Here is a 22382-nt window from a genome sequence, read left to right on the forward strand (position 1 = left end):
GTGTTCTACCAGGTGACCGGCAGTTCCACCGGTCCTCGGATGAGTACGTCCTTCTGCCAGGGAACGTGTGCAGGATCGATGGCCAGCCTCAGGTCGGGGAGGCGTGTGATGAGAGTGGTCAACAGCACTTCGGCCTCCATACGGGCCAGCAGCGGTGCCACACAAGTGTGAGGGCCGTAGCCGAAGGCCAGGTGGGGCGGGCCTTTGCGGTCGATGTCGATCCGGTGCGGTTCGGGGTAGCACCCTTCGTCCCAGTTCGCTGCCACGTATGAGACGTAGACGGCCTCGCCCCGGCGGATCAGGACGCCTCCCACCTCGACGTCCTCGGTGGCGATGCGGGCTTGCCCCACACCGTGCTTGTGGGGAATCCAGCGCAGCAGTTCTTCCACGGCCGCCGGTACGGCATCAGGGTCGGAGCGCAGCCGGTTCTTCAGGCTGTCGTCGGTGAGCAGGAGGTAGACCATGTTGGAGGTGTGGTTGCGTACCGCGTGCCAGCCGTTGAGCGCCATCAGCGTGGCCAGGGCGAGGAGTTCTTCTTCCTCGATCTTGCCGCTGTCGACAGCGGCTCCGAGTTCGCTGATGAGGTCGGCCTGCGGCTGGGACCGGCGTTCGCGGGCCAGTTCGCGGAAGAAGGTGCGGGCTTCTTCTTTGGCCTGCCCCGCGCGTTCGACCTCCGCTTCATCCTTCGCCCGGGTCAGCACGGCGTCCGCCCACGTGCGCAGGCGCGGCCGGTCGGCTTCCGGCACACCCAGCACAGTTCCCATGACATGCATGGGAAACTGAGAGGTCACGTGCTGGACGAGGTCAGCGGGCGGTCCGGCTGCGACCATGGAGTCGATGAGCGGGTCGAGTACGGCCTGGGCGTGGGGGCGCAGGGCTGCCACGCTGGAGCGGTTGAACGCCGAGGAGACCACGGAGCGGACGCGGGCGTGGTCGGGCGGGTCGACGAAGCTGACCGCACGGTCCAGAGGGATGAGGTATCGGTTCATGCTGGGCAGCGGCCGGCCGACGATGTCGCGGCTGAACCTGGGGTCAGAGGTGACGAACCGGACGGCGTCGTGCCGTGTCGCCAGCCAGCACTCGCCGGGAGTTCCGTGTGGCAGCCGAATCCGGATGACCGGTTCGCTCTGCAGCGCCTCGCGGAGAAAAGGGTCGAAGTCGAGGGCGGTCAAGTCTGACACCTCGTACAAAGGGGCGGGCTCGTCCTGCATTACTGACTCCTCGTCGGCTGGGTATGGCGCAGCGGTGTGAGCTGCTCGATGTCGTAGCGGCGGCGCAGTGCGGCGATGGCGCTGTGGTCCACGGGCCCGTCGGCGGAGAGGATCTCCAGGAGTTCCTCGAAATAGCGTTCGTGGTCCGGGGGTGGGGAGGACTGGAAGAACATCCGGGCCGGGACGCCGGTGGGGTTGGCGAAGGCGTGCGGACAGCCGGGCGGGACCATGATGACCGTGCCGGGCGTGGCACGGACCACACGCTCACCCTTCGGCGACTGCCACTCCCGCCAACCGTCCGTGGTGCGCATCCGCGGTTCGAAGGCGAGAACGTCGAGTTCGCCCTCAAGGACGTAGAACAGTTCCTCACTGTGCGCGTGGACGTGCGCGCCGACATCGAAGCCCGGTGACACGAGCACCTCGAAGCTCGATGAGAAGCGCGATTGCCCGCCGGTCACCTTGAACGTCACGTGCTGGGCGGCTGTACGAAGGGTGCGGCCGTCGCCGGGGCGCACGATCAGGCCGCTGTCCGCTGGTGGGGGAACAGGGTAGAAGTGCTCGGTCATCGGGTTTCCTTCCACAAAGGTCGCGGCGTGCGGCTCCAGCGGCCAAGCGCCATCTCGGCCGTGATGCCCGTGCCGGACCCGGCCAGGAGGCCGCGCGCCTGATCGGTGGCGCCACCCTCGTCGGACAGCCGGCGCAGCGCGACCAGTACGACGGCGCTCGCGATGCGACGCCCTTACCCCACCGGCACGAAAGTGCCTCCGTTGACCCGGATATACCCTTAAGGACCACTATCCATCCAGATCGCCCCCCGGTACCGGGTGAAGCTCTCGTCGGTGTTGAAGGGCATGCCCGTGGTGGTGGCGTGGGCGCGCTTGCCGTCCAGCAGGAGTCCCTGCTCGCCCATGAAGGCGGCCGAGGGATCCAGCTGCGCGCCGTTGTGCAGGAGGGCGTCCATGCCGGAGGGGCCCGAGTCGGGCGTGCGGTCGGTGGCGCCTTCGGGTGCGTCCTCGGTCGGGGTGGACTCATCCAGTTGCCAGCGCCCGGCCAGGACGGGGCGCTGCTGGAAGAGCTGCTGTGCCTCATGGGCGGAGACCGGCCGGTCGAAGAGGCGGACGTCGTCGATCCGGCCGGGGAAGTGGTTGGTGACGGAGCCGCCCTTGTAGGAGCCGGCGCCGATCAGCATGGAGCGGTCGGCGTAGAAGGCTCCGCCGAGCTTGGTGGCGCCCGCCTGCTGGCCGTTGACGTAGAGGGTCAGGGTGTCGGCGACGGTGTCGTGGACACCGACCAGGTGGACCCACTCCCCCGCCCTGGCGGTGGTACCGGTCGGCTGCATGGCGCGGACGGGTGAGGCGTCGACGTGGTCGGCCGCGTACTGGTTGAACGCCCACCGGCCGTAGGCGGCAGAGTAGTACAGCTCGAAGCCGGGCCGGTCGTGGCCGGCCTGCGCGGTGATGATGGCGGCGTGGTCGGGTCTCTCGTCCAGTCGGGCCCAGGCGGAGACGGCGAAGCTGCGTGAGGAGTTGATGTGCGGGCCGCTTTCCTCGCCGATCCTGGCGTATCCGCTGTCACCGTCGAACGCCGCCGACTTGCCCGCGACGCCGGGCTGTCCAGGGACGACCCGCATCTCACCAGTTGGAACACTCCTACTCTGTCCGCAGGAGGTCCTGCCCGACGTGGATGGGCTGGCGCGGCACTGGGGGCACGGGGTGGTGGACTGTCCGTACTGCCACGGCTGGGAAGTACGCGACGAAGCCCTCGGCATCCTGGCCGTGTGGCTGGCCTCCGACCATCACGCGCTGCTGTTCCGGCAGTTGGGCGACGACCTGGTCTACTTCACCAACGGCACCGACCTGGACGAGGACATCCGGAGGCGCTTCGCGGCACGGAGCATCCAGGTCATCGACACCCCGGTCGCCGGGGTCGGGTCCGCCGGGGACGGCGGTATCACGGGCGTGCGCCTGGACGACGGACGGACCGTGGCCCGCCGGGTCCTCGCGGTCGCGACCACCATGCGGGCTCGCGCCCAGGGGCTGGACGGGCTGGGCCTCCCGATACGGGACCTGCCGGGCGGCATGGGCCGCCACTTCGTCACCGGCAAGGCCGGCACCACCGGGTCCCCGGCGTGCGGGTCGCGGGCAACGCCACCGACCTGAGCGCCCAGGTCGGCCTCCGCCTCCGCCGCCGCCCTGGCAGGCGCCCCCATGAACGCCGACCTGGCCACCGCCGACACGGACGCCGCGTCGGCCACCGTCGATGCCCCGAAGCCGACGCGGCGCTGGTCGCCACTGTCACCGGTGCCATCTTGGCCGGAACGCCACCGAAGCGGCACTGACCGGGGCGAGCGCGCCTTGGCGGGCACCAGCCCGACGCGGCCCTGACCGGCTCGGCTTCATTCTCCGCGGACGTCGCGAGTACAACTGGCCGGGGAACCTTCGGTCGTCCTCCGCCAGGGAGTCGTCCTCCCTGGGCAGTCGTGCTCCACCCCGGACTCGCGTTCCATCAGGCAGTCGTCCTCCATCAGGAAGGGGCTTCCTCCACGAGGCGGAAGAGGTCGACCATGGCGCCGGACTCGTCGCGCGCGAACCTGCCGGGGTCCAGCAAGTAAGGGGAGGCCGGGCGGCCTTCGGTGTCGACGGTCACCATGGTCTCGGCCGGGTAGACACCCAGTGCGGGCAGGCGGGGACGTGGGCCTTCCAGCCGGAGGCGCAGCCGTTGCGCGCGGTCCAGGATGCGGTACTCGACGAAGTTCTCCACGGCGATACCCAGAACGTTCTCGCCGGGCGTGTGCGCCCCGGTGGCACGCAGCATCTCCACCGTGTAACTCGCCTCCGGCAGGTCGGCCGGCGTCAACGTGCCGCCGTCCAGCCGGACCAGTACCTCCCACACCGGGTCGATCGCCGTCAGCCTGGCGAGGAGGGCGTCGAGCGGCGGAAGGTGACGCGCCGAGGCCGCCTCGCGCAGCGGTGCGGCGATGCGCTCCAGCCCAGGGGCGCAGCGCACGGTGACGTCGGGGCGCCGGGCGGCGGACAGTTCCGCGCGGACCCGGTCGGTGAACAGGCGGGCGACGCGGGTGTGCCGGGCGTCCACGTGCGCGAACCAGTGCAGCAGCTGGCCGGAGCCCAACTGGCCCCGGCTGAAGGCATCCAGGAGGTACAGGTAGTACTGCACGCGTGGCACGTCCAGCGTCACGCCGATGGGTATGTCGGGCGGCAACTCGGCGGCCAGACCGGCGAGGACACGCGCCTGCCGGACCACGCTCTCGTACTCGTACAGGGACAGTTCGTCTTCGACCACGATGCGCCGCAGCCGGGCCGTCGCGCGGGAGCGGCCACGGGGCAGCAGAAAGGGGATGGGCTGCCCCTGCACGTCGAGAAAGCGGGCGGAGCGGTAACTGAAGAGGCACACACCGCTCAGCAGATTGACCCGGGTCGCGTCGCGTACGGAGCCGGAGAGTTTCTTCGCCCCTTTGAGATGGAGGTAACAACCGGTGCCGCTCAGCCGGGACTCGGTGAAGACCCTCTTCGTTGCCCGTTCACGCGCGCCCCCGCCCTCGACATAGATCGCGTTGCCCGCCGCACGCAGACCACGGGTACCGAGATAAGAGGCCAGCGCGTCAGCGCGCCGGGTCGCGTTGACAACAGCGGGAGGAACGGTGCCGGCGTTGCCCGCACACGACCGCGTCGCCGTGTTCACATGCCACATGCCGCGTACGCCGGGAACGGGCCACGGGGCCGCCGTCGCCGGTACCGGGTGCCTGCGGAGCAGGCAGGTGGCGTGGCCTGCTGAGCGGGCCGGACGGAGGACCGATATCTGGCGGCGCAGGGGAGTTCGGGGGCCGGGGCCGGTCGCGCGGCCGTGCGGATGGTTCCGGGGGGACATCACTGCTCCTTTTCACAAGACACCTCCGCGTCGGGAACGACGCGGAGGTAAGAGGCCCGGACTGTTTCCCCTTGGTGGGACCGACTGGAGGGAATCGACCGCACGGCTCACGTCCATACTGGTCGTGCCTTACGGCTCAAAGCTGCGCGGCCGGCTTCCGTGCGGTCACGGTTCCACCGGGAAGGAGTCCTTCACGATGCGGGCCATCTGCCCGCAGAGGGTGTCGAGTTCCTCGGACACGTCGGAGGAGTTCTGGGGTGCCGATGCCAGGTCGTCGAGCGCTCTGTGCACGGCGGACAGGCGGAAGTCCCGCGCTCCGTTCTCCGCCAGCAGGTCCAGGACACGGCGGGCGCTGTCGGCGCAGCGGAACGTGCCGTAACCGGCGGGCTCTTCAGCGAGCCCCCGCCCGCAGCTCAGCAGGTAGGAGGCCAGCAGAACGAGCCCCTCATACAGCTGTGGGGGCAGCTCGGAGTCCGTGGATTTCATAGCTGATCACCTCCTCCTTGGCGCGGCGTTCGGACCGTTGCGGGGGACGGGACGGGTGGCCGGCCGCCACCATCAGGACCGGGTCCAGGTGCGGCGGCAACTCCAGCAGTAGCCGCACCTGTTCGCCCCGGAAGCTGCTGGTGGGGCACGCGCCGAGACCGTGCGCGTGCGCGGCGAGCAGGAAGTTCTCGACCGCCATGGACACGCACAGCGGTCCCGCATGCTGCCCGATGGCGTGGGCTTCGTCCCGCTGCGCGTCGAAGCACGCCACCAGCAGGACGGTGGGCTTCCCGACGACGCCGGGAGCGAAGGCTCTCAGTTGCCGGATGCGTGCCGGCGCACGGACCAGTACAAAGGCCCATGCCTGAGCGTTGCCTCCGGACGGGGCCGAGAGAAGGGCGGAGAGCATGGATTCGACGGTGTCGTCGTCGACCGGGTCCTCGGTGTACTCCCGCACGGCACATCGGGTCCGTACGACATCCACGAAACGATCCGGTGAGAAGGAGGTGGAGGGAAACGCGGAAGAGATATCAGTGGACACATCAGCTGGTGTTCCCGTACCTACGACCGCGATACGGTGAAAGGGGCCAACTTCCGCCGGGTTCCACCCTTTTGGGTTTGCGGCCCGAGACACTCTGGTCGATACCCGAAAACAATACCGAATCGGCGACCGGCGACCGGCGCTCAAAGGTCGACGGTCGGTGAAGGCGAAAGGGCAAGGGGAATGAGAAGAACGGAGCGGCGTCCCGGCACCGGGCGCGGCGTCCGGGACCCGGCGGGGCTCTGCGGTGTGAGCACCACGCCCGCCCAGGCCCCGGCCTCCGCACGCATCATCGAGTTGGCCGGCCGGGGCCGCTTGGCCTCGCCGACGCACTCGGGGTGCCACTCGTAGGACACGGTGACCCCCGGGTCCAGCGACTCGGCGCCGCCGGCGGCGAAGAACGCGGCGGTCTCCTCGCTGTCGCGCAGCCCCAGCTCCATGCCCCGTCCTGCGTAGATGGCCGCCGACGTCGCGCAGGCGCGGATCGAGTCCGTCCGATCCCTGGGTGATGGCCAGCGCGCTGCCGGAGGGGAGGCCCGCCATCAGCGTGCGTACGAGGCCCGCCGGGTCGTCCCGGTCCGGGACGAAATGCAGGAGCGCGATGAGGGTGACGGCTGAGGGCCGTTCGAAGCCCAGGACTTTGGCGGCGTGTTCGAGAATTCGGTCGGGTTCGCGCACCCGCCTCGACGTATTCGGTCACCCCCTCCGGCGTGCCGGCCATCAGGGCCCGGGCGTGTGCCAAGACGACCGGGTCGTTGTCCGCGTACACGACCCCGCACGTCGGGGTGCACGCTCTGGGCGACCTGGTGGAGGTTGGGCTCGGTGGGGGTGCCGGTGCCGAGGTCGAGGAACTGCCGGATGCCGTGGTCACGTGTGAGGTGCCGGGCCGCGCGGTGCATGAACCCGCGGTTCTCGCGCGCCGCCGTGAGAGCTGCGAGGTAGGCCGAGAGCACCTGTGCGGCGGTCTCACGGTCCACCGTGCAGCTCGTCTTGCCGCCCAGGTAGTAGTCGTTTGGGGCGTGGTGGAGGGCGGGCTGAACGCGAGCATGACCGTGCTCGCCCGCATCGAGCGCCGCCGGCTGGGACCGGTCCTCAACGACCCGGCCGACCGCCGCGCCTGGTGGCTGACCATCCCGGAGACCGAACCGGTCGCCGCCGTACGGGGGCTGTCGGAGCGTGCACGTGCGTCGCGTCTGGTCCTGCCCGGATCCGGGGGTGTACGCGCACGGTTTCGGTCGGCTCGAAGTCCCGGACGAGCAGCGGCCGGTGACACCCGCACGGTGCTGGCCCGCGCCTTCACCGCACAGGGGCCTCGGCTGCCTGCGGGGGGGTTCCGTGAGCGGCGCGGCCAAGCTGCCGGCCTCCGAACTGCTCGCCCCCGGAGCCTGCCTCGCCTACCTGCCGGGCCTGTCCACGCGACGCCTGGTCCACCCAGGCGCCGGCAGGCCGACGCCCGCGACGCCCACCTCATCGCCGATGCCGCCCGCACCCTGCCTCATCTGCCGCGCAGCATCACCCCGGACGAAAGCGTCCGGGCCGAACTGACCATGACCTTGGGCCACGTATGGATAGCCGAACAGATCGCCGGCTTCTTCAAAGGCCCGGACCTGCTGGAGCCCGGCCCCGTGCCGCCACCCGACGGCGCCCGGATATAGCCGACCCCGCCCCCACCGCCCCGATGGGGCCGGGTCACACGCAAACCATGAGCGGTCCGCGACTCCGGCGGACGTGCGCGGCGCGTTCGTCCATTGCAAGGCCAAGGTCGAACCCAAGCAGAAGCTCACCGTGGAGGCGGGCGCCGGTGGCAAGGGGGCACCGTGGGTGCCGGCGGTCAAGGCGGTGCCCTCGGGAAGGGCGGAGGGCGCCGTTCCGACGGCGAGTCCGGCAAGGACAGCACCGCCGGCAAGGCCGCCGGTGAGAAGACCACGGGCGGTGGAGCGTCCGGTGTGGCGAAAGGCTCGGCGGGCAGTATCGGGGGCGCCGTCGGTGATGGCCCTGGGAACGGCGGCAATGGCGGTTCGGCGGCCAGTGGTGGCGTGCGCGGTGGCGGACTCGGCGGGCTTGTGGCGAAGGGCAGCGGCGGGAAGGGCGGCAGTGGCGGCGCCGGCGGCGCGACGTATGGACAGTCAGGCAAGGCAGACTTCGCTGGCGACCACCGCCGACGCGACCGCATTGCCTCGATCTCCAGCACCACCAGCACGCCACCGACCACGACGGAACGGCTGTCCTCGACACCTGGCGCGGCCGTGTGCGCACGCTGCTCGGCCTCCGCCAAGCCCTCCTCCCACCATCGCCTGCAGACCCCGGCCGGTTCGAGCTCAGCGGCACCATCCCGGCCCGCCCGTACGGGAACGCCCAGCCGAACGACCGTGGCGCGGCCCGCTGTTCTTCTGCCTGACCGGTGCATTGGGGGCGGGACCTCATTTCGTGGGCTCGGATCAGGACGAGAGGGCAAGTGTGCGGCAGCACGCACCCAGGCCATTGGGACGCCTGCTCTTCGTTCTTGTGGATCGGCCGTATCAGCCGTGGGCGACGACAGCCACGGGGGCTACGGAGTGGTGCAGCACCCCGTGAGTCACGGCACCGATGTGGGCGCCGAAGGGGTTGCGGCGCACGCGCCGGCCGACAACCACGAGGGAGGCTTCACGGGAGGCATCGATCAGTTGGCGTGCGGGGCTGCCGAGGCGGGAGACCTCGACGACCCCGACGTCCGAGTACTTCTGCCGCCAGGAGCGCAGAGCCTCGGTGAGCTCAGCGGCCTGCTGCCGGGCGATGTCGTCGCTCGGATCGACACCGGCGGCCAGGCTGTAGGCGTGGTACGGGGGCAGGCTCCAGCCCTGGACGGCGTACAGCTCAGTGTCGCGCCGCCGTGCCTCCTCGAAGGCGAAGGCGATCACGGTCTCATCAGGGCTGCCGGCGTCAAGGCCGAGCACGACGGGCCGGAACACGGTGGCGGCGGAAGTAACGCTGGTAGACACCACGTGTTCGTCGACGGCTCGTTCCCCGGCACGGACGAGCACCACAGGCACCTCGGTCCGGGCGACCACGGACTGTCCTACGGACCCGACCAGGAACCCGCCGAGTCCGCTCAGCGCGCGGGAGCCGAGGACCAACAGTTCCGCATCACGGGCGGCATCCACGAGGGCGTCGGTCGGCGTGCCGGTGCGTTGCTCGGTACTCACCTCGACTTGGGGGTGACGCGACTTCAGCCCTTCGGCGGCCTCGCGGGGGATCCGCTCGGACCAGTGCTGGTGGGTCTCGGTTCCGAGGAGGGGTGCCTGAGCCATCGGCGCCGGCACCGGCTGCCACACGTGAACGAGCTTGACCGGTACTCCGCGCAGCGCCGCTTCGCGGGCCGCCCACTCGGCGGCGGCCAGGCTCTCGGCAGAGCCGTCCAGACCTACGGTGATCACACGGGACATGATGACTTCCTCCTGGGTCGGGGACGCGGTTGCCGCGTCTCGTTCATCGGGTTCTCGGGGCAGGCGCCGCCGGTCTTGAATCGGGGCCGGGCGTCGCGGGGAAGCCCCCACAGGAAGACCCGGGGCCCGTCAACAGATGTGCTGAGGAGGGGCATAGGGCCCGCGTGGCGTACGCGTTGCGTGACGGGAGGGTGGGTCCGGGGTGCGGTGGCACTCCGGCTCCTGCGGACGGACAGCAGGTGGAAGCCGGCACTGGGCTGAGAGCGCTCGTGCACGGCGGCCACCGTGGTGATCCCTTCGGGGACGGTCCGGTTGGTTCCTGACATCACTCACCCTGGTGCAGGAGCCGGTCTCGCGCCGGGTACCGATGGGCCATGCTTACGGGCTGAACGGCCTACCCCATGAGGGACGTTCGGGTACATCCGGGGCAGAGGCCGACCGGCCCCCGCAGGGGCGTACAGCACCTGGCCGACCCGGCCGCTCCGGGGAGACCGCGGAGGTTGTCCACCGGCACCCTCTGCCTGGGATGTGGGACGGGTAAGACGGTAGGCAGGAGCACCGCGACGCTCCACGCTTCGGCGTCGGAGCGCCCGGTACCGCAGCAGTGGCCGCGCCGTCCGTGCACCCGGCCGGCGCTTCCGACTCGATACGAGGACCCGCGCCCTACAGATCCGGGCCGCGGTGGTCCGGGCTCCGTCCGGACACTCACTTCGTCCGGAGAGCCCGGCGTTCGGGGACGAGTGTCCCGGCCCCGCAGCTACAGGGGCACGGAGGTCGCGTCTCCGGTCAGTGGGCCACCAGACCGTGTTCGCGGAACTGGCGGCGGACCCGGTCCACCAGTGCCACATCGGGGACCGGCGTGTCTCGCAGGGGGAAAGGAACGCCGAGGGCGTCGTACTTGGCGGCACCGAGCTTGTGGAACGGCAGGATGTCGATCCGCTCGACGCTGCTGAGGCCCGCGAGGAATTCGGCGAGCCCGTCGACGGCCACCGGTCCGTCGGTCCAGCCTGGTACGAGTACGTACCTGATCCACATGCGCTTGCCCAGTCGGTCGAGCCGGGTGGCGAAGTCCAGGGTGGGGGCGAGTCCACCGCCGGTCAGCTTCCGGTACGTGGTGGCATCGAAGGACTTGATGTCCAGCAGCAACAGGTCGGTCGTGGCGAGGAGTTCGTCCGTGGCACGGGCGCCGAGGAAGCCGGAGGTGTCGAGCGCGGTGTGCAGGCCGGCCTCCTTGCAACGGCGCAGCACGGCACCGGTGAACGCGGGCTGGAGCAGGGGTTCCCCGCCGGTGAGAGTCACTCCCCCGCCCGCCGTGGTGAGGAACGCCCGGTACTTGTCGATCTCCTCTATCGTCTCGTCAACGGTGGTCGCCCACCCGTCACGCATGTGCCACGTGTCCGGGTTGGCGCAGTACAGGCAGCGCAGTGGACAGCCGCTGACGAACAGCACGAATCGGGTCCCGGGACCGTCGACACCGGTGGACAGGTCCCAGGAGTGGATCCGGCCGGTAATCGTGCCGTGGACCACGCCCTTCACGGCGATCCGTGGAAAGTGCGGCTTATCACGTCGAGCTGCTGCTCGTGTGTCAGGCGGACGAAGTTGACCGCGTAACCCGAAACCCGGATCGTCAACTCCGGGTGCCTCTCCGGGTGCTCCATGGCATCCTCCAGCACGGCTCGGTCCAGGACGTTCACGTTCATGTGGAAGCCGCCCGCGGACATGTAGGCGTCGAGGATGCCGCACAGGTTGCCCGCGCGCTCCCCAGGCACGTGGCCGAGCCCCTCGGGGGTGATGGTCGTGGTCAGCGAGATGCCGTCCCGCGCCTGCTCGTACGGCAGCTTGGCCACCGACAGCGCTGAGGCGGCCACCCCGTGCCTGTCTCGGCCGTTCATGGGATTGGCGCCGGGTGCGAAGGGCTGCCCGGCGCGGCGGCCGTCCGGAGTGTTGCCGGTGTGCTTGCCGTAGACGACGTTGGACGTGATGGTCAGCACGGACTGTGTGTGCTCGGCCTCGCGGTAGGTGGGGTGTCTGCGTACCTTCGTCATGAACGTCTCCACCAGGTCGACGGCGAGGCGGTCCGCGCGGTCGTCGTTGTTGCCGTATGCCGGGAACTCGCCCTCGGTCCCGTAGTCCACAGCCAGTCCCGTCGCGTCGCGGAACACTTTCACCCGCGCGTGCTTGACGGCGGACAGACTGTCCACGGCAACGGACAGACCGGCGATGCCGCAGGCCATGAAGCGGTGCACCGGGTAGTCGTGCAGCGCCATCTCGATGCGCTCGTAGGCGTACTTGTCGTGCATGTAGTGGATGACGTTGAGCGCGTCGACGTACGTCTGCGCCAGCCAGTCCAGGACGCGGTCGTAGGCCGCCGACAGTTCGTCGTAGTCCAGGTACTCGCCGGTCAGAGGGGGCATCTCAGGAGTGATCTGTTCGCCGGTCATCTCATCCCGGCCTCCGTTGACCGCATACAACAGGGCCTTGGCGAGGTTGACCCGGGCGCCGAAGAACTGCATCTGCTTGCCGACCGCCATGGCGGAAACGCAGCAGGCGATCGCGGTGTCGTCACCGGTGCGTGGGCGCATCAGCTCGTCCGACTCGTACTGGACGGCGCTGGTGTCGATCGAGACCTGGGCGCAGAACTCCTTGAACCCGGCCGACAGCCCCGGCGACCACAGCACGGTCAGGTTCGGTTCCGGAGCCGGTCCGAGATTGTAGAGAGTCTGCAAGAAACGGAAGGAGGTGCGGGTCACCAGTGGGCGGCCATCCACACCGATTCCGCCGATGGACTCCGTCACCCAGGTCGGGTCACCGGAGAACAGCGCGTCGTACTCGGGAGTGCGCAGGAAACGCACGATCCGCAACTTGATCACAAAGTCGTCGATCAGTTCCTGGGCGCGGGTCTCGTCGAGGACGCCCTCCTCCAGGTCCCGCTGGAGGTAGACGTCCAGGAAGGTGGAGGTGCGTCCCAGCGACATCGCCGCGCCGTTCTGCTCTTTGACCGCAGCCAGGTAGCCGAGGTAGAGCCACTGGACGGCCTCGTGCGCGGTGACGGCCGGCCGGGAGACATCGCAGCCGTAGGTCGCCGCCATGCGGGTCAGTTCACTCAACGCCCGGATCTGCTCGGCCAGTTCCTCACGGTCCCGGATGACGCACGCGGTGGAGGGCCGGGCGTCCAGCTGGGCACGTTCGGCGCGCTTCGCCTCGCTCAGCCGATCGGTTCCGTAAAGGGCGACGCGACGGTAGTCGCCGATGATCCGGCCACGGCCGTACGCGTCGGGCAGCCCGGTGATGATGCCGGCCTTGCGGGCGGCGCGCATCGTGGGGGTGTAGGCGTCGAAGACGCCGTCGTTGTGCGTCTTGCGATAGGTCCCGAAGACTTCTGTGACGAACGGGCCAGCCTCGTAGCCGTACGCCTTCAGGCTGTTCTCCACCATACGCAGACCGCCGTTGGGCATGATCGCCCGCTTCAGCGGCGCGTCGGTCTGCAGGCCCACAATCAGCTCGCGGTCCCGGTCGATCCAACCGGGGGCGTGCGAGGTGATGGTGGACGGCGTGGTGGCGTCCACGTCGTGGATTCCCCGGCGCCGCTCCTCGGGGAAGAGCGAGCTCACCTTTTCCCACACGGCGCGGGTACGGTCCGTCGGCCCGGTCAGGAAAGAGGCATCACCGTCATAGCGCGTGTAGTTGGCCTGGATGAAGTCGCGCACATCGATGCGCTCACGCCACCCCACTCCGGCGAACTGCCGCCACACGTCTGCGGCCCGGGGGCCGGTTGTCACCGTCGCGGTCATCACAGGTCCTCTCAACGAGTCATCCGTTTCACAGTTGATGCTGGTCGCCCGAGGTTCCGGCAAGAAGTGCCGGACAGGTCACCGCACCCGTTCCCAACCGGCCCTGGTACGTCAGGACGTTCGGCCCTGCCCGCGCACCGGGTAGCAGCAGGCGAGCAGATTCAGCCGTGAGGGACCACGGCGACGGGGCAGCCGACGTGATGCACGACGGCATGTGCGACGGGACCCGTGTGGGCACCGATACGGTGCCCGCTCATGCGACGGCCCACCACGAGGAGTCCGGCGTCCCGCGTCGCGTGCTCCAGCATGAGAGCGGCCCGGCCCTCGGAGATCGTCTCGGTCACGGGTACGGTCGGGTACTTCTCCCGCCACGGGCGCAGCGCCACTGTCGACATGTGCTCCACGTCGGCCAGCGTCTGTGACCGCGGGTCGGGTGCGGGGCCTTCGTTGGGCGCCGGCTGGGTGGGCACCGACGGGCCGGGCTTGGGCCGGAGCGGCATTCGGAAGGCATGGACCACCCGCAGACCGGTGCCGCGCCTCTGGGCGGTGTCGAAGGCGAACTCGATCAGTTCGTCGCAGGGATGGTCGATGTCCAAGCCCAGAACGACCTCGCGGTAAGGCGTCCCGGGAATCTCCTCCGGGGCGATACCGTCCGTGACGGGCAGGTGCTCGCTGGCGCCACCGCGGCCTGCCCGCACCAGCACCACGGGGCGAGCGGACCGGGCGACGACACGCTGGGACACGGACCCTGTCACGAACCCGCTGAAGGGGCTCAGACCGAGGTTGCCGAGGACCAGAATGTCGGCGTCGGCTGCAGTGGCCACCAACGCCGCGACCGCCGCGTCGCACACGAGGCGCTCTCTGATCCGCAGGCCGGGATGGGCCGTACGGACGCTGCGTGCGGTATCCCTCAGGGTCCGCCGGGCCCAGTCGTACTCGCTGCTGCCCAAAGGGACGTAAGGCGCGGGGTGGGCGTGGCGGTGCCAGGCGTGCACCACGGTGAGCCCGATTCCCCTCCGAAGTGCCTCCCGGGCCGCCCAGTGCGCGGCCGACAGACTCGCGGATGATCCGTCGACCCCTACGACGATGCCGTGAACCATGACAGTCCCTCCCGGATTCGTGAACCTCCAGATTTCTCCGAGCCTCACTTCGGTGTGCAGGAAAGCCCAGAGGCCATTCAGCTTCGGCAGGGGGCCTTCCGGGTCCTGCGGGACGGACGGCGCCGGGCCGACCGGCCCCGGAGGGCAGGACTGCCGGCACCTCGTGCGGAGCGCGTCGCGACCTGACGCTGAGACCACCACGCCTCCGAGCTGAGGAGCACAGCGCCATGGCCCGTTATGTCTACGACTTCACCGAAGGCGGCCGTGACATGGCCGACCTCCTCGGAGGAAAAGGCTCGAACCTGGCCGAGATGACCCGGCTCGGACTGCCGGTGCCACCGGGCTTCACGCTCACCACCGAAGCGTGCCGGGTCTTCCTGAGCACCGGTAGTGAGCCCGCCGGCCTGGGAGAGGAGCTTGCGGCGCACCTGTCTGCTGTCGAGGGCGCCGCAGGCCGGCTGCTCGGGCAACCCGACAACCCACTGCTGCTGTCCGTCCGTTCCGGCGCCAGGTTCTCCATGCCCGGCATGATGGAAACGATCCTCGACATCGGTCTCAACGACGAATCCGTCCTCGGACTGGCCAAAGTGTCCGGAAGTGACCGCTTCGCCTGGGACTCCTACCGCCGTCTCGTCCAGATGTTCGGCAGCACGGTCATGGGCGTCGACCCCGCACAGTTCGAGCGGGCCCTCATCCTGCTCAAGGACGTGCGGGGCGTCCCGGACGACGTGCACCTGGACGCCGGTGACCTGGCCCAACTGGTGGACACGTACAAGGGCCTGATCCACGTGGAGACCGGCGAGCACTTCCCCCAGGCCCCCGCCGAGCAGTTGCGCCGTTCCGTCCTGGCCGTCTTCAAGTCCTGGAACGGGGAACGCGCCCGTCTGTACCGGCGCCGCGAGCACATCCCCGACGACCTCGGCACCGCCGTCAACGTGCAGCGCATGGTCTTCGGCAACCTCGGCCCCGACTCCGGCAGCGGCGTCGCCTTCACCCGGAATCCGGCCACCGGAGAGCCCGGCCTGTACGGCGACTACCTACCCAACGCGCAGGGCGAGGACGTTGTCGCCGGCATCCGCAACACGATGCCCCTGACCGATCTGGAACGCCTGGACCCCCGCTCGTACGCCCGGCTGCGCGCACACACACGCACTCTGGAGCGGCACTACCGGGACCTGTGCGACATCGAGTTCACCATCGAGCACGGTCGTCTGTGGATGCTGCAGACCCGGATCGGCAAGCGCACCGCTGAGGCCGCCTTCGCCATCGCGGCCGAACTGGCCGACGAGGGGCTCATCACCCCGGACGAGAGCCTCGCCCGGGTGAGCGGCGACGGGCTGGCTCAACTGATGTTCCCGCGCTTCGACACGTCCGCGACCGGTGCGCCCCTGGCTCACGGTCTACCCGCCTCGCCCGGTGCAGCGGTGGGCGCTGTGGTATTCCACTCCCCCGACGCGGTACGGCGTGCCACAGCCGGAGAGAAGGTGGTTCTGGTCCGCCAGGAGACGACCCCCGACGACCTGCCTGGCATGATCGCCGCGCAGGCGGTCCTCACCAGCCGGGGTGGCAAGACCAGCCACGCAGCCGTGGTGGCCCGCGGTATGGGCAAGGTCTGTGTGTGCGGCGCCGAGGAACTGGCCGTGGACGTCGAAACCGGGCACTTCACCGCCCCGGACGGCACCGTTGTCGAGGAGGGCGCTGTGATCTCCGTCGACGGCTCTGCCGGAGCCGTGTACGCGGGGGCGGTGCCACTGGCGGACTCGGAGGTCATGCGGTTCCTGGAGAGCGGCCCCGACGACGAAACGGCCGGTGACACCGGCGGGGAGCCGACCGGTGACGTCCACGCGAAGGCACCGTGGCTGATCGGCGCCGTGGACCGCGCGCTGACCCGGGCGGACGCCGTCCGGCGGCTGGAGGTGCGCGCCAATGCCGACACCCCCGAGGACGCTGCCCGCGCACGCCGGTTCGGAGCACAGGGCATCGGACTGTGCCGTACCGAGCACATGTTCCTGGGCGAGCGGCGCAAGCTGGTCGAGGAGATGATCCTGGCCCGCTCGGACGCCGAGCGTGACCGGGCCCTGGCGGCTCTGCTGCCGCTGCAGCGGCAGGACTTCGCCGGCATTCTGAAGGCTATGGACGGCCTGCCGGTCACCATCCGCCTGCTGGACCCGCCACTGCACGAGTTCCTGCCCGATCGCACCGATCTGTCGGTGCGCATCGCCACCGCTGAGGCCCGCGGCGGCCTGCCGACCGCGAACGACGTCGATCTGCTGGCCGCAGTGAACCGTATGCACGAGGAGAACCCGATGCTCGGCCTGCGCGGCGTGCGTCTGGGACTGGTGATCCCCGGTCTGGTCGCCATGCAGGCACGGGCGATCGGCGAGGCTGTCGCCGAGCGCACGCGGGCCGGCGGCGCTCCGAGGGCAGAAATCATGGTGCCGCTCGTCGGGGACGTCCGTGAACTGCGGATCGTCCGGAGGGCGGTGAAGCAGGTGCTGGATGAGGTGTCTTCCACGGCCGGCGTCCCCGTCACCTGCCCCGTCGGGACCATGATCGAGCTACCCCGGGCGGCGCTCACGGCGGGCCGGATCGCCGAAGCGGCGGAGTTCTTCTCCTTCGGCACCAACGACCTGACCCAGACGACCTGGGGCTTCTCCCGCGACGACGTGGAGGCGGAGTTCTTCTCCACCTACCTCGACAAAGGCGTCTTCCCCGCCTCCCCGTTCGAGACGCTCGACCGCGACGGCGTGGGCCGGCTGATCCGGATCGGCGTCGCCGAGGGCCGTGCCGCCCGGCCGGACCTCAAGATCGGCGTATGCGGCGAGCACGGCGGCGACCCCGGCTCGGTGCACTTCTTCCACACCGTCGGCCTGGACTACGTCTCCTGCTCACCGTTCCGTGTCCCCGTCGCCCGCCTGGAGGCCGGACGGGCCGCGCTGGAGGCGACCGACGTGAGCGACAGCCGATGACCGGGCCCCGTGGCCCTGCTCCCAGGGCCAACCGGCCCTGGGAGCAGGGGCGAGGCGCACAGCAGCCTTGAGGCATCGCCGGAACGATCGCAAGGAGTGGAGCACATGACCGCCAAGGACATTGGCGCCGAGGGCGTCACCGCAACCGTGCAGGTGCGGGCCGTGGGAGACGTGGACCAGGAGTCGCTCGCCTATCTGCGGGAAAAGATCGGCGCGGTGCTCGACCGTCCGGGACTTCCGTCCATCAGCGGGGAAGTGCGCGTCAGCAGAGCGGCAGCCCATCACGTCGAGTGCCCCTGGGCAGTCAGCGCCGAGATCCTGGTGGGCGCCGACCTCGTCGTCGTGCACGCCCGCGAGGCGAGCGCCCGGGAACTCGCCGACCGTCTGCACGACCGGCTGCGCAGCCGCACGGAACGCACCGTGCACCGCCGTTACGCCGACCGCAGGACCGCCACACCACCCCCGTGGCGAGGCGGCCCGCAGCAGTAGAGGCACCCGGCGTCCGCACCCGCCCGGCGAGACCGAGCCGATTACCCCTCCGCGCCGGGCTGGTGGAGGAGGAACCGCCGAGTCAGCCCAAGCCGTCGGCCAAGTGATGACCTGTGACGTCGTCCAGGCCGGCCGGACGACACCGCTCCAGGATGTCGTCCGGCTGCTTGGAACCGCAGAGCGCATCAGCGTGCTGCCCGTGGTCGACGAGGACAACAAGGCGCTCGGCGTGGCCTCCGGAACCGACTTGGTGGTGCGCCGGGGAACCTGACGGGCCGGAGCCCCGATCGCGCCGTCGTGGCGCAGGACCTGATGACAAAGCCCGCACTCACCGTGCGCCCGGAACAGCCCGTGCCGGACGCCCCCCGACTCAGGGCGCGCCGGTGTCGAACGGGCTGCCCACGCCGGCAGTCCCCGCCGACGTGGGCCGAAGACACCCCCGAAGGGGCCCCTCCGGCCCACGCAGCGGGGCGGATGACACAGAACAGTGGTCCCAGAAGGCGAGCGACCCCACCCCGCGGTGCCGCTCCCGCCCAACGCCGTCGTACGTCCACGGCGGCCCTGACATCGGAGGCACATCACCATGACCCGACGAGACTCCCGGAGCATGGCCACGGTCGGCACCAAGGCTCCGTCCGACACCGCGGTCGCCGTGAACCGTCTGGTCACGGTCGGTCTCAAGGCACTCGACGACTACGAGCGCCTCACCCAGAAGCAGGTCGACCACATCGTGAAGAAGGCGTCGGTCGCGGCTCTGGACCAGCACACCGCGCTGGCCCGTCTTGCCGTGGAGGAGACCGGGCGAGGAGTGTTCGAGGACAAGGCCGCCAAGAACATGTTCGCGTGCGAGCACGTCACCCACAGCATGGGCCCGATGAAGACGGTCGGTGTCATCGCCCGCGACGACACCGAGGACATGGTCGAGATAGCGGAGCCGGTGGGAGTGGTGTGCGCGGTCACGCCCGTCACCAACCCGACGTCCACCACGATCTTCAAGGCACTGATGGCGCTGAAAACCCGCAACCCGATCGTGTTCGCCTTCCACCCCTCGGCCCAGCGGTGCAGTACGGAGGCCGCCCGGGTCGTGCGGGACGCGGCCGTCGCTGCGGGAGCGCCGGAGCACTGCGTGCAGTGGATCGAGCAACCATCGGTCGAGGCGACCAACACACTGATGCGGCACCCGGGCGTCTCTCTGATACTTGCCACTGGGGGCAATGGCATGGTGAAAGCCGCCTACTCGGCCGGCAAACCGACACTGGGCGTGGGAGCGGGCAACGTCCCCGCCTACGTGCACAAGAGCGCGAAGCTGCGCCGGGCCGTCAACGATCTGGTGCTGTCGAAGTCGTTCGACAACGGCATGATCTGCGCCTCCGAACAGGCCGTCATTCTCGACGCGGACATCTACGACACGGCGCTGGCCGAGTTCCGTACCCTGCACGCCCACATGGCCACCCCCGAGGAGAAGGCGGCGCTGGAAGCATTCCTGTTCCCCGCCTCTGGCGGTTCGGGCGCGGGCTGCGAACCGAAGGTCAACGCGGCGGCCGTCGGGCAGAGCCCGTCGTGGATCGCCGAGCAGGCGGGGTTCCGCGTCCCGGAGGACACCTCGGTCATCCTGGTGGCGGCCGAACGCGTCGGCCCGGACGAGCCGTTGACCCGGGAGAAGCTCTGCCCGGTCCTTGCCGTGCTCCGCGCCGAGAACGAGCGTCACGGCTTCGATCTGGCCGCCGACATGGTCGCCTTCCACGGCCAGGGCCACAGCGCCGTCATCCACACCGAGGACCGGGCCCTGGCAGAGGCGTACGGCAAGCGCATGAAGACCGTACGGATCATCGTCAACTCCCCGTCCTCCCAGGGCGCGATCGGCGGCATCTACAACGGCCTCCTGCCGTCTCTCACGCTGGGTTGCGGATCGTGGGGCAGCACCTCGGTGTCGAACAACGTCTCCGCCGCCCAGTTGCTGAACGTCAAGCGGGTCTCCACCCGCCGCAACAACCTGCAGTGGTTCAAGGTCCCACCGAAGATCTACTTCGAACCGCAGGCCATCCGCTACCTGACCTCCATGCCCGACGTGCACCGCGTCACGATCGTCACCGACGCCACCATGACCCGCCTCGGATTCGTCGACCGCGTCACCCACGTCCTGCAACAGCGCCGCGACCCGATCACCCTCCAGATCATCGACAACGTCCAACCAGAGCCGAGCATCGACTCCGTGCAGCGCGGCGCCGACCTGATGCGGGACTTCCGCCCGGACACGATCATCGCGCTCGGGGGCGGCTCTCCCATGGACGCGGCGAAGGTCATGTGGCTGCTGTACGAGCAGCCCGACGTCGACTTCGCCGACATGCGGCAGAAGTTCTCCGACATCCGTAAGCGCGCCTTCCGTTTCCCGACCCTGGGCACGCTCGCCCGCCTGGTGTGCGTGCCCACCACCTCTGGCACGGGCGCCGAGGTCACTCCGTTCGCAGTCATCTCCGACCCGGCGACCGGCAAGAAGTATCCGCTGACCGATTACGCGCTCACTCCCAGCGTGGCCATCGTCGACCCGCTGCTGGCCACCGCCCTGCCCCCCGCACTGGCCGCCGACAGCGGCTTCGACGCCCTCACCCACGCCATCGAGGCTTACGTCTCCGTCTACGCAAACGACTTCACCGACGGTCTCGCGCTGCATGCCGTCCGGCTGGTCTTCGGCAACATCGAGTCCGCGGTGAACGACCGTATGAACAGTGCCCAGGCGCGGGAGAAGATGCACAACGCCGGCACCATCGCGGGCATGGCCTTCGGCAATGCCTTTCTCGGCATCGTCCACGCCATGTCCCACACCCTCGGCGCCACCTTCCACATCGCGCACGGCCGCACCAACGCCGTCCTCCTCCCCCACGTCATCCGCTACAACGGCAGCATCCCCACGAAGCTCACCGGCTGGCCCAAGTACGAGAGCTACCGGGCCCCTGAACGCCTGCGGGACATCGCCCGTGCTCTCGGCCTCCCTGCCGCCACCCCGCAGGAGGGCGTGGATTCGCTCGCCGCGGCCGTGGAGAGCCTGCGCGACGCTGTAGGCATCGAGCCGACGTTCCAACGCCTCGGAGTCGATGAGCAGACCTTCCTCGACGCCCTGCCGCAGCAGGCCCTGAACGCCTACGAGGACCAATGCTCGCCCGCCAACCCCCGTATGCCCATGCTGGACGACATGCAGGGGATCATGCGCACCGCCTACTACGGCTGACCACGACCGCCCGTGCCCGCCAAGCGCGGGCACCGCGCCGGGAACACCCTTGAGGACTGTGGCCGCTTCAAGGGCGCCCTTCACCAACCCCGCACCACCTCGGTCGGCTTCCAGCGTCTCCGCCGAGCCGCGGTGCCACGCCGGGGCGAGGCAAGGGCGCCGGGAGGTTCGCATCTTTGGTGCCCCAACTCCAGGTCTGTGCGGCCCCTACAAGTCGCATCGGGTATCCGACAGGGTGGAGAGCAACGGCGCGGCAGCGAGGTTCGCGCGCCACCCGTCATCTCTCATACCGGTGTCCTGGGACACCTGGAGGTGTGCTCCATGAACCGATCCGTCGTCGTCGGAGTCAACGGCTCTCCCGAGAGCCTCGCCGCCACCGAATGGGCGGCCGAGGAGGCCCAGCGCCGGGAACTGCCCCTGTGGCTGCTGCACGCCAGTGAGGCCGGATGGGACGACACCCCGAAATCGACGCGGTTGCCTGAACTGTCGGAACCGCTACGCCGCTCGCTGCTAATGCTCCAGGAAGCCGAGAGGCACATTTCGGCCCGCTACCCGACGGTGACCGTGCAGGCCGACCAGATCACGCAGGACCCGCGCGACGCCTTGCAAGCCGCCGCCGAAGAGGCGGAGTTGCTTGTCCTCGGCTCCAGCGGCCTGGGCGCCGTGACCGGGTTCCTCATCGGTTCGGTCGCGCTGGCCATCGCCAACCACGCCTCGTGTCCCGTGGTACTCGTTCGTGCAGACACGGGCGCCCCTGCCGGCGACGTATCCGCCGCTGCTTCCTCCACACGTGGCACCGAGGCGGAGGTCGTCCTCGGTCTGGATCTGCACCACCCTTGTGATCCGCTGCTCGCGTTCGCGTTCGACGCCGCGGCCCGCCGCTCGGCGCGGCTGCGCGTCGTGCACTGCTGGAGGCCTCCGGTCCCTTACGCCTACGCACCGGGTTTCACCGTGCCCGGCACCGAGCTGGACACCGAGCCGGAACTGGAGAGCCAGGTGATGCGGGAGCTGACGGCGGCGCTCCAGCCATGGCGCGCGAGATGGCCCACGGTCGAGGTGATCGGGAACGCGGTTCAGGGCCGTCCCGGACACCATCTGACGCACGCTGCGGCGCACGCGCAACTCCTGGTCATCGGCCGCAGGGCCAGACACCCCGCCATCGGCACCCGCCTGGGGCCCGTCGCGCACGCGGTGATCCACCACGCTCGCTGCCCCGTCGCCGTCGTCCCGCACGAGTGAACGCGACCACAGCTCGCCAACCC

17 protein-coding genes and 2 pseudogenes are annotated in these 22382 nt (G+C 69.7%); 6 read left to right on the top strand and 13 right to left on the bottom strand.

Annotation, left to right across the window (positions count from 1 at the left end; all coding sequences use genetic code 11):
* Positions 1-5: 5 nt before the first annotated feature.
* The 3 genes from NMN56_RS26635 to NMN56_RS26645 all read right to left on the bottom strand — a co-directional run bounded on the left by NMN56_RS26635 (position 6) and on the right by NMN56_RS26645 (position 2841).
* Positions 6-1181, bottom strand: coding sequence for a cytochrome P450 (locus NMN56_RS26635; protein WP_280842767.1), 1176 nt, complete (start codon positions 1179-1181; stop codon positions 6-8).
* A gap of 29 nt (positions 1182-1210) precedes the next feature.
* Positions 1211-1777 carry a cupin domain-containing protein gene (locus NMN56_RS26640; protein ID WP_274043200.1) on the bottom strand — a complete coding sequence of 189 codons (567 nt, stop codon included), beginning with the start codon at positions 1775-1777 and terminating at the stop codon, positions 1211-1213.
* Between the two features lie 218 nt (positions 1778-1995).
* Positions 1996-2841, bottom strand: a complete 846-nt coding sequence (locus NMN56_RS26645; protein WP_274043201.1) for a LamG domain-containing protein — start codon at positions 2839-2841, stop codon at positions 1996-1998.
* 49 nt (positions 2842-2890) lie between these two features.
* On the opposite strand from NMN56_RS26645, the gene NMN56_RS26650 reads away from it, so the two are divergent.
* Positions 2891-3370 carry an NAD(P)/FAD-dependent oxidoreductase gene (locus tag NMN56_RS26650; protein WP_430542716.1) on the top strand — a complete coding sequence of 160 codons (480 nt, stop codon included), beginning with the start codon at positions 2891-2893 and terminating at the stop codon, positions 3368-3370.
* Between the two features lie 364 nt (positions 3371-3734).
* Here the strand turns inward: NMN56_RS26650 and NMN56_RS26655 are convergent, their stop codons facing one another.
* The 10 genes and pseudogenes from NMN56_RS26655 to NMN56_RS26700 form a co-directional block, all read right to left on the bottom strand.
* A complete protein-coding gene (locus tag NMN56_RS26655) occupies positions 3735-5096 on the bottom strand; it encodes a hypothetical protein (protein ID WP_274043202.1) in 1362 nt (453 codons plus the stop codon).
* 165 nt (positions 5097-5261) lie between these two features.
* The gene (locus NMN56_RS26660; RefSeq protein WP_274043203.1) at positions 5262-5582 is read right to left on the bottom strand and encodes a DUF6092 family protein; all 321 of its coding nucleotides are present in this window, start codon (positions 5580-5582) and stop codon (positions 5262-5264) included.
* Positions 5542-6123 carry a nitroreductase family protein gene (locus NMN56_RS26665; protein WP_274043440.1) on the bottom strand — a complete coding sequence of 194 codons (582 nt, stop codon included), beginning with the start codon at positions 6121-6123 and terminating at the stop codon, positions 5542-5544. The genes NMN56_RS26660 and NMN56_RS26665 overlap by 41 nt, the downstream gene beginning before the upstream one ends.
* A 143-nt stretch (positions 6124-6266) precedes the next feature.
* Positions 6267-6563: a hypothetical protein gene (locus NMN56_RS26670; RefSeq protein ID WP_274043204.1), complete on the bottom strand. Its 297-nt coding sequence runs from the start codon at positions 6561-6563 to the stop codon at positions 6267-6269.
* Positions 6564-6648: 85 nt separating this feature from the next.
* A pseudogene (locus NMN56_RS26675) lies at positions 6649-6844 on the bottom strand (SAM-dependent methyltransferase); the annotation flags it as partial.
* Between the two features lie 112 nt (positions 6845-6956).
* Positions 6957-7100: pseudogene (locus NMN56_RS26680) on the bottom strand (SAM-dependent methyltransferase); the annotation flags it as partial.
* Between the two features lie 1542 nt (positions 7101-8642).
* Positions 8643-9545 carry a universal stress protein gene (locus NMN56_RS26685; RefSeq protein WP_274043205.1) on the bottom strand — a complete coding sequence of 301 codons (903 nt, stop codon included), beginning with the start codon at positions 9543-9545 and terminating at the stop codon, positions 8643-8645.
* Between the two features lie 786 nt (positions 9546-10331).
* Positions 10332-11081 carry a pyruvate formate-lyase-activating protein gene (pflA, locus tag NMN56_RS26690; protein ID WP_274043206.1) on the bottom strand — a complete coding sequence of 250 codons (750 nt, stop codon included), beginning with the start codon at positions 11079-11081 and terminating at the stop codon, positions 10332-10334.
* A complete protein-coding gene (pflB, locus tag NMN56_RS26695) occupies positions 11078-13336 on the bottom strand; it encodes a formate C-acetyltransferase (RefSeq protein ID WP_274043207.1) in 2259 nt (752 codons plus the stop codon). Before pflB ends, pflA begins: the two co-directional genes overlap by 4 nt.
* 161 nt (positions 13337-13497) lie before the next feature.
* A complete protein-coding gene (locus NMN56_RS26700) occupies positions 13498-14436 on the bottom strand; it encodes a universal stress protein (RefSeq protein WP_274043208.1) in 939 nt (312 codons plus the stop codon).
* A gap of 227 nt (positions 14437-14663) precedes the next feature.
* Here NMN56_RS26700 and ppdK point away from each other — a divergent pair, with 227 nt between their 5' ends.
* From ppdK to NMN56_RS26725, 5 genes are all read left to right on the top strand, one after another.
* Positions 14664-17405 (top strand): pyruvate, phosphate dikinase, encoded by a 2742-nt coding sequence (gene ppdK / locus NMN56_RS26705; RefSeq protein WP_274043209.1) that lies wholly within the window; start codon positions 14664-14666, stop codon positions 17403-17405.
* A 105-nt stretch (positions 17406-17510) separates the two neighbouring features.
* Entirely contained in the window at positions 17511-17894 is a 384-nt protein-coding gene (locus tag NMN56_RS26710) for a hypothetical protein (protein WP_274043210.1), read from the top strand.
* A 106-nt stretch (positions 17895-18000) separates the two neighbouring features.
* On the top strand, positions 18001-18165 hold the full coding sequence (locus NMN56_RS26715; protein WP_274043441.1) for a CBS domain-containing protein: 165 nt from the start codon (positions 18001-18003) through the stop codon (positions 18163-18165).
* Between the two features lie 312 nt (positions 18166-18477).
* Complete coding sequence (gene adhE / locus NMN56_RS26720) at positions 18478-21120, top strand: bifunctional acetaldehyde-CoA/alcohol dehydrogenase (protein WP_274043211.1); 2643 nt, start codon at positions 18478-18480, stop codon at positions 21118-21120.
* A gap of 321 nt (positions 21121-21441) precedes the next feature.
* Entirely contained in the window at positions 21442-22359 is a 918-nt protein-coding gene (locus NMN56_RS26725) for a universal stress protein (protein ID WP_274043212.1), read from the top strand.
* Positions 22360-22382: the final 23 nt, after the last annotated feature.

The sequence above is a fragment of the Streptomyces iconiensis genome (genome assembly GCF_028657195.3).
Taxonomy (GTDB): domain Bacteria; phylum Actinomycetota; class Actinomycetes; order Streptomycetales; family Streptomycetaceae; genus Streptomyces; species Streptomyces iconiensis.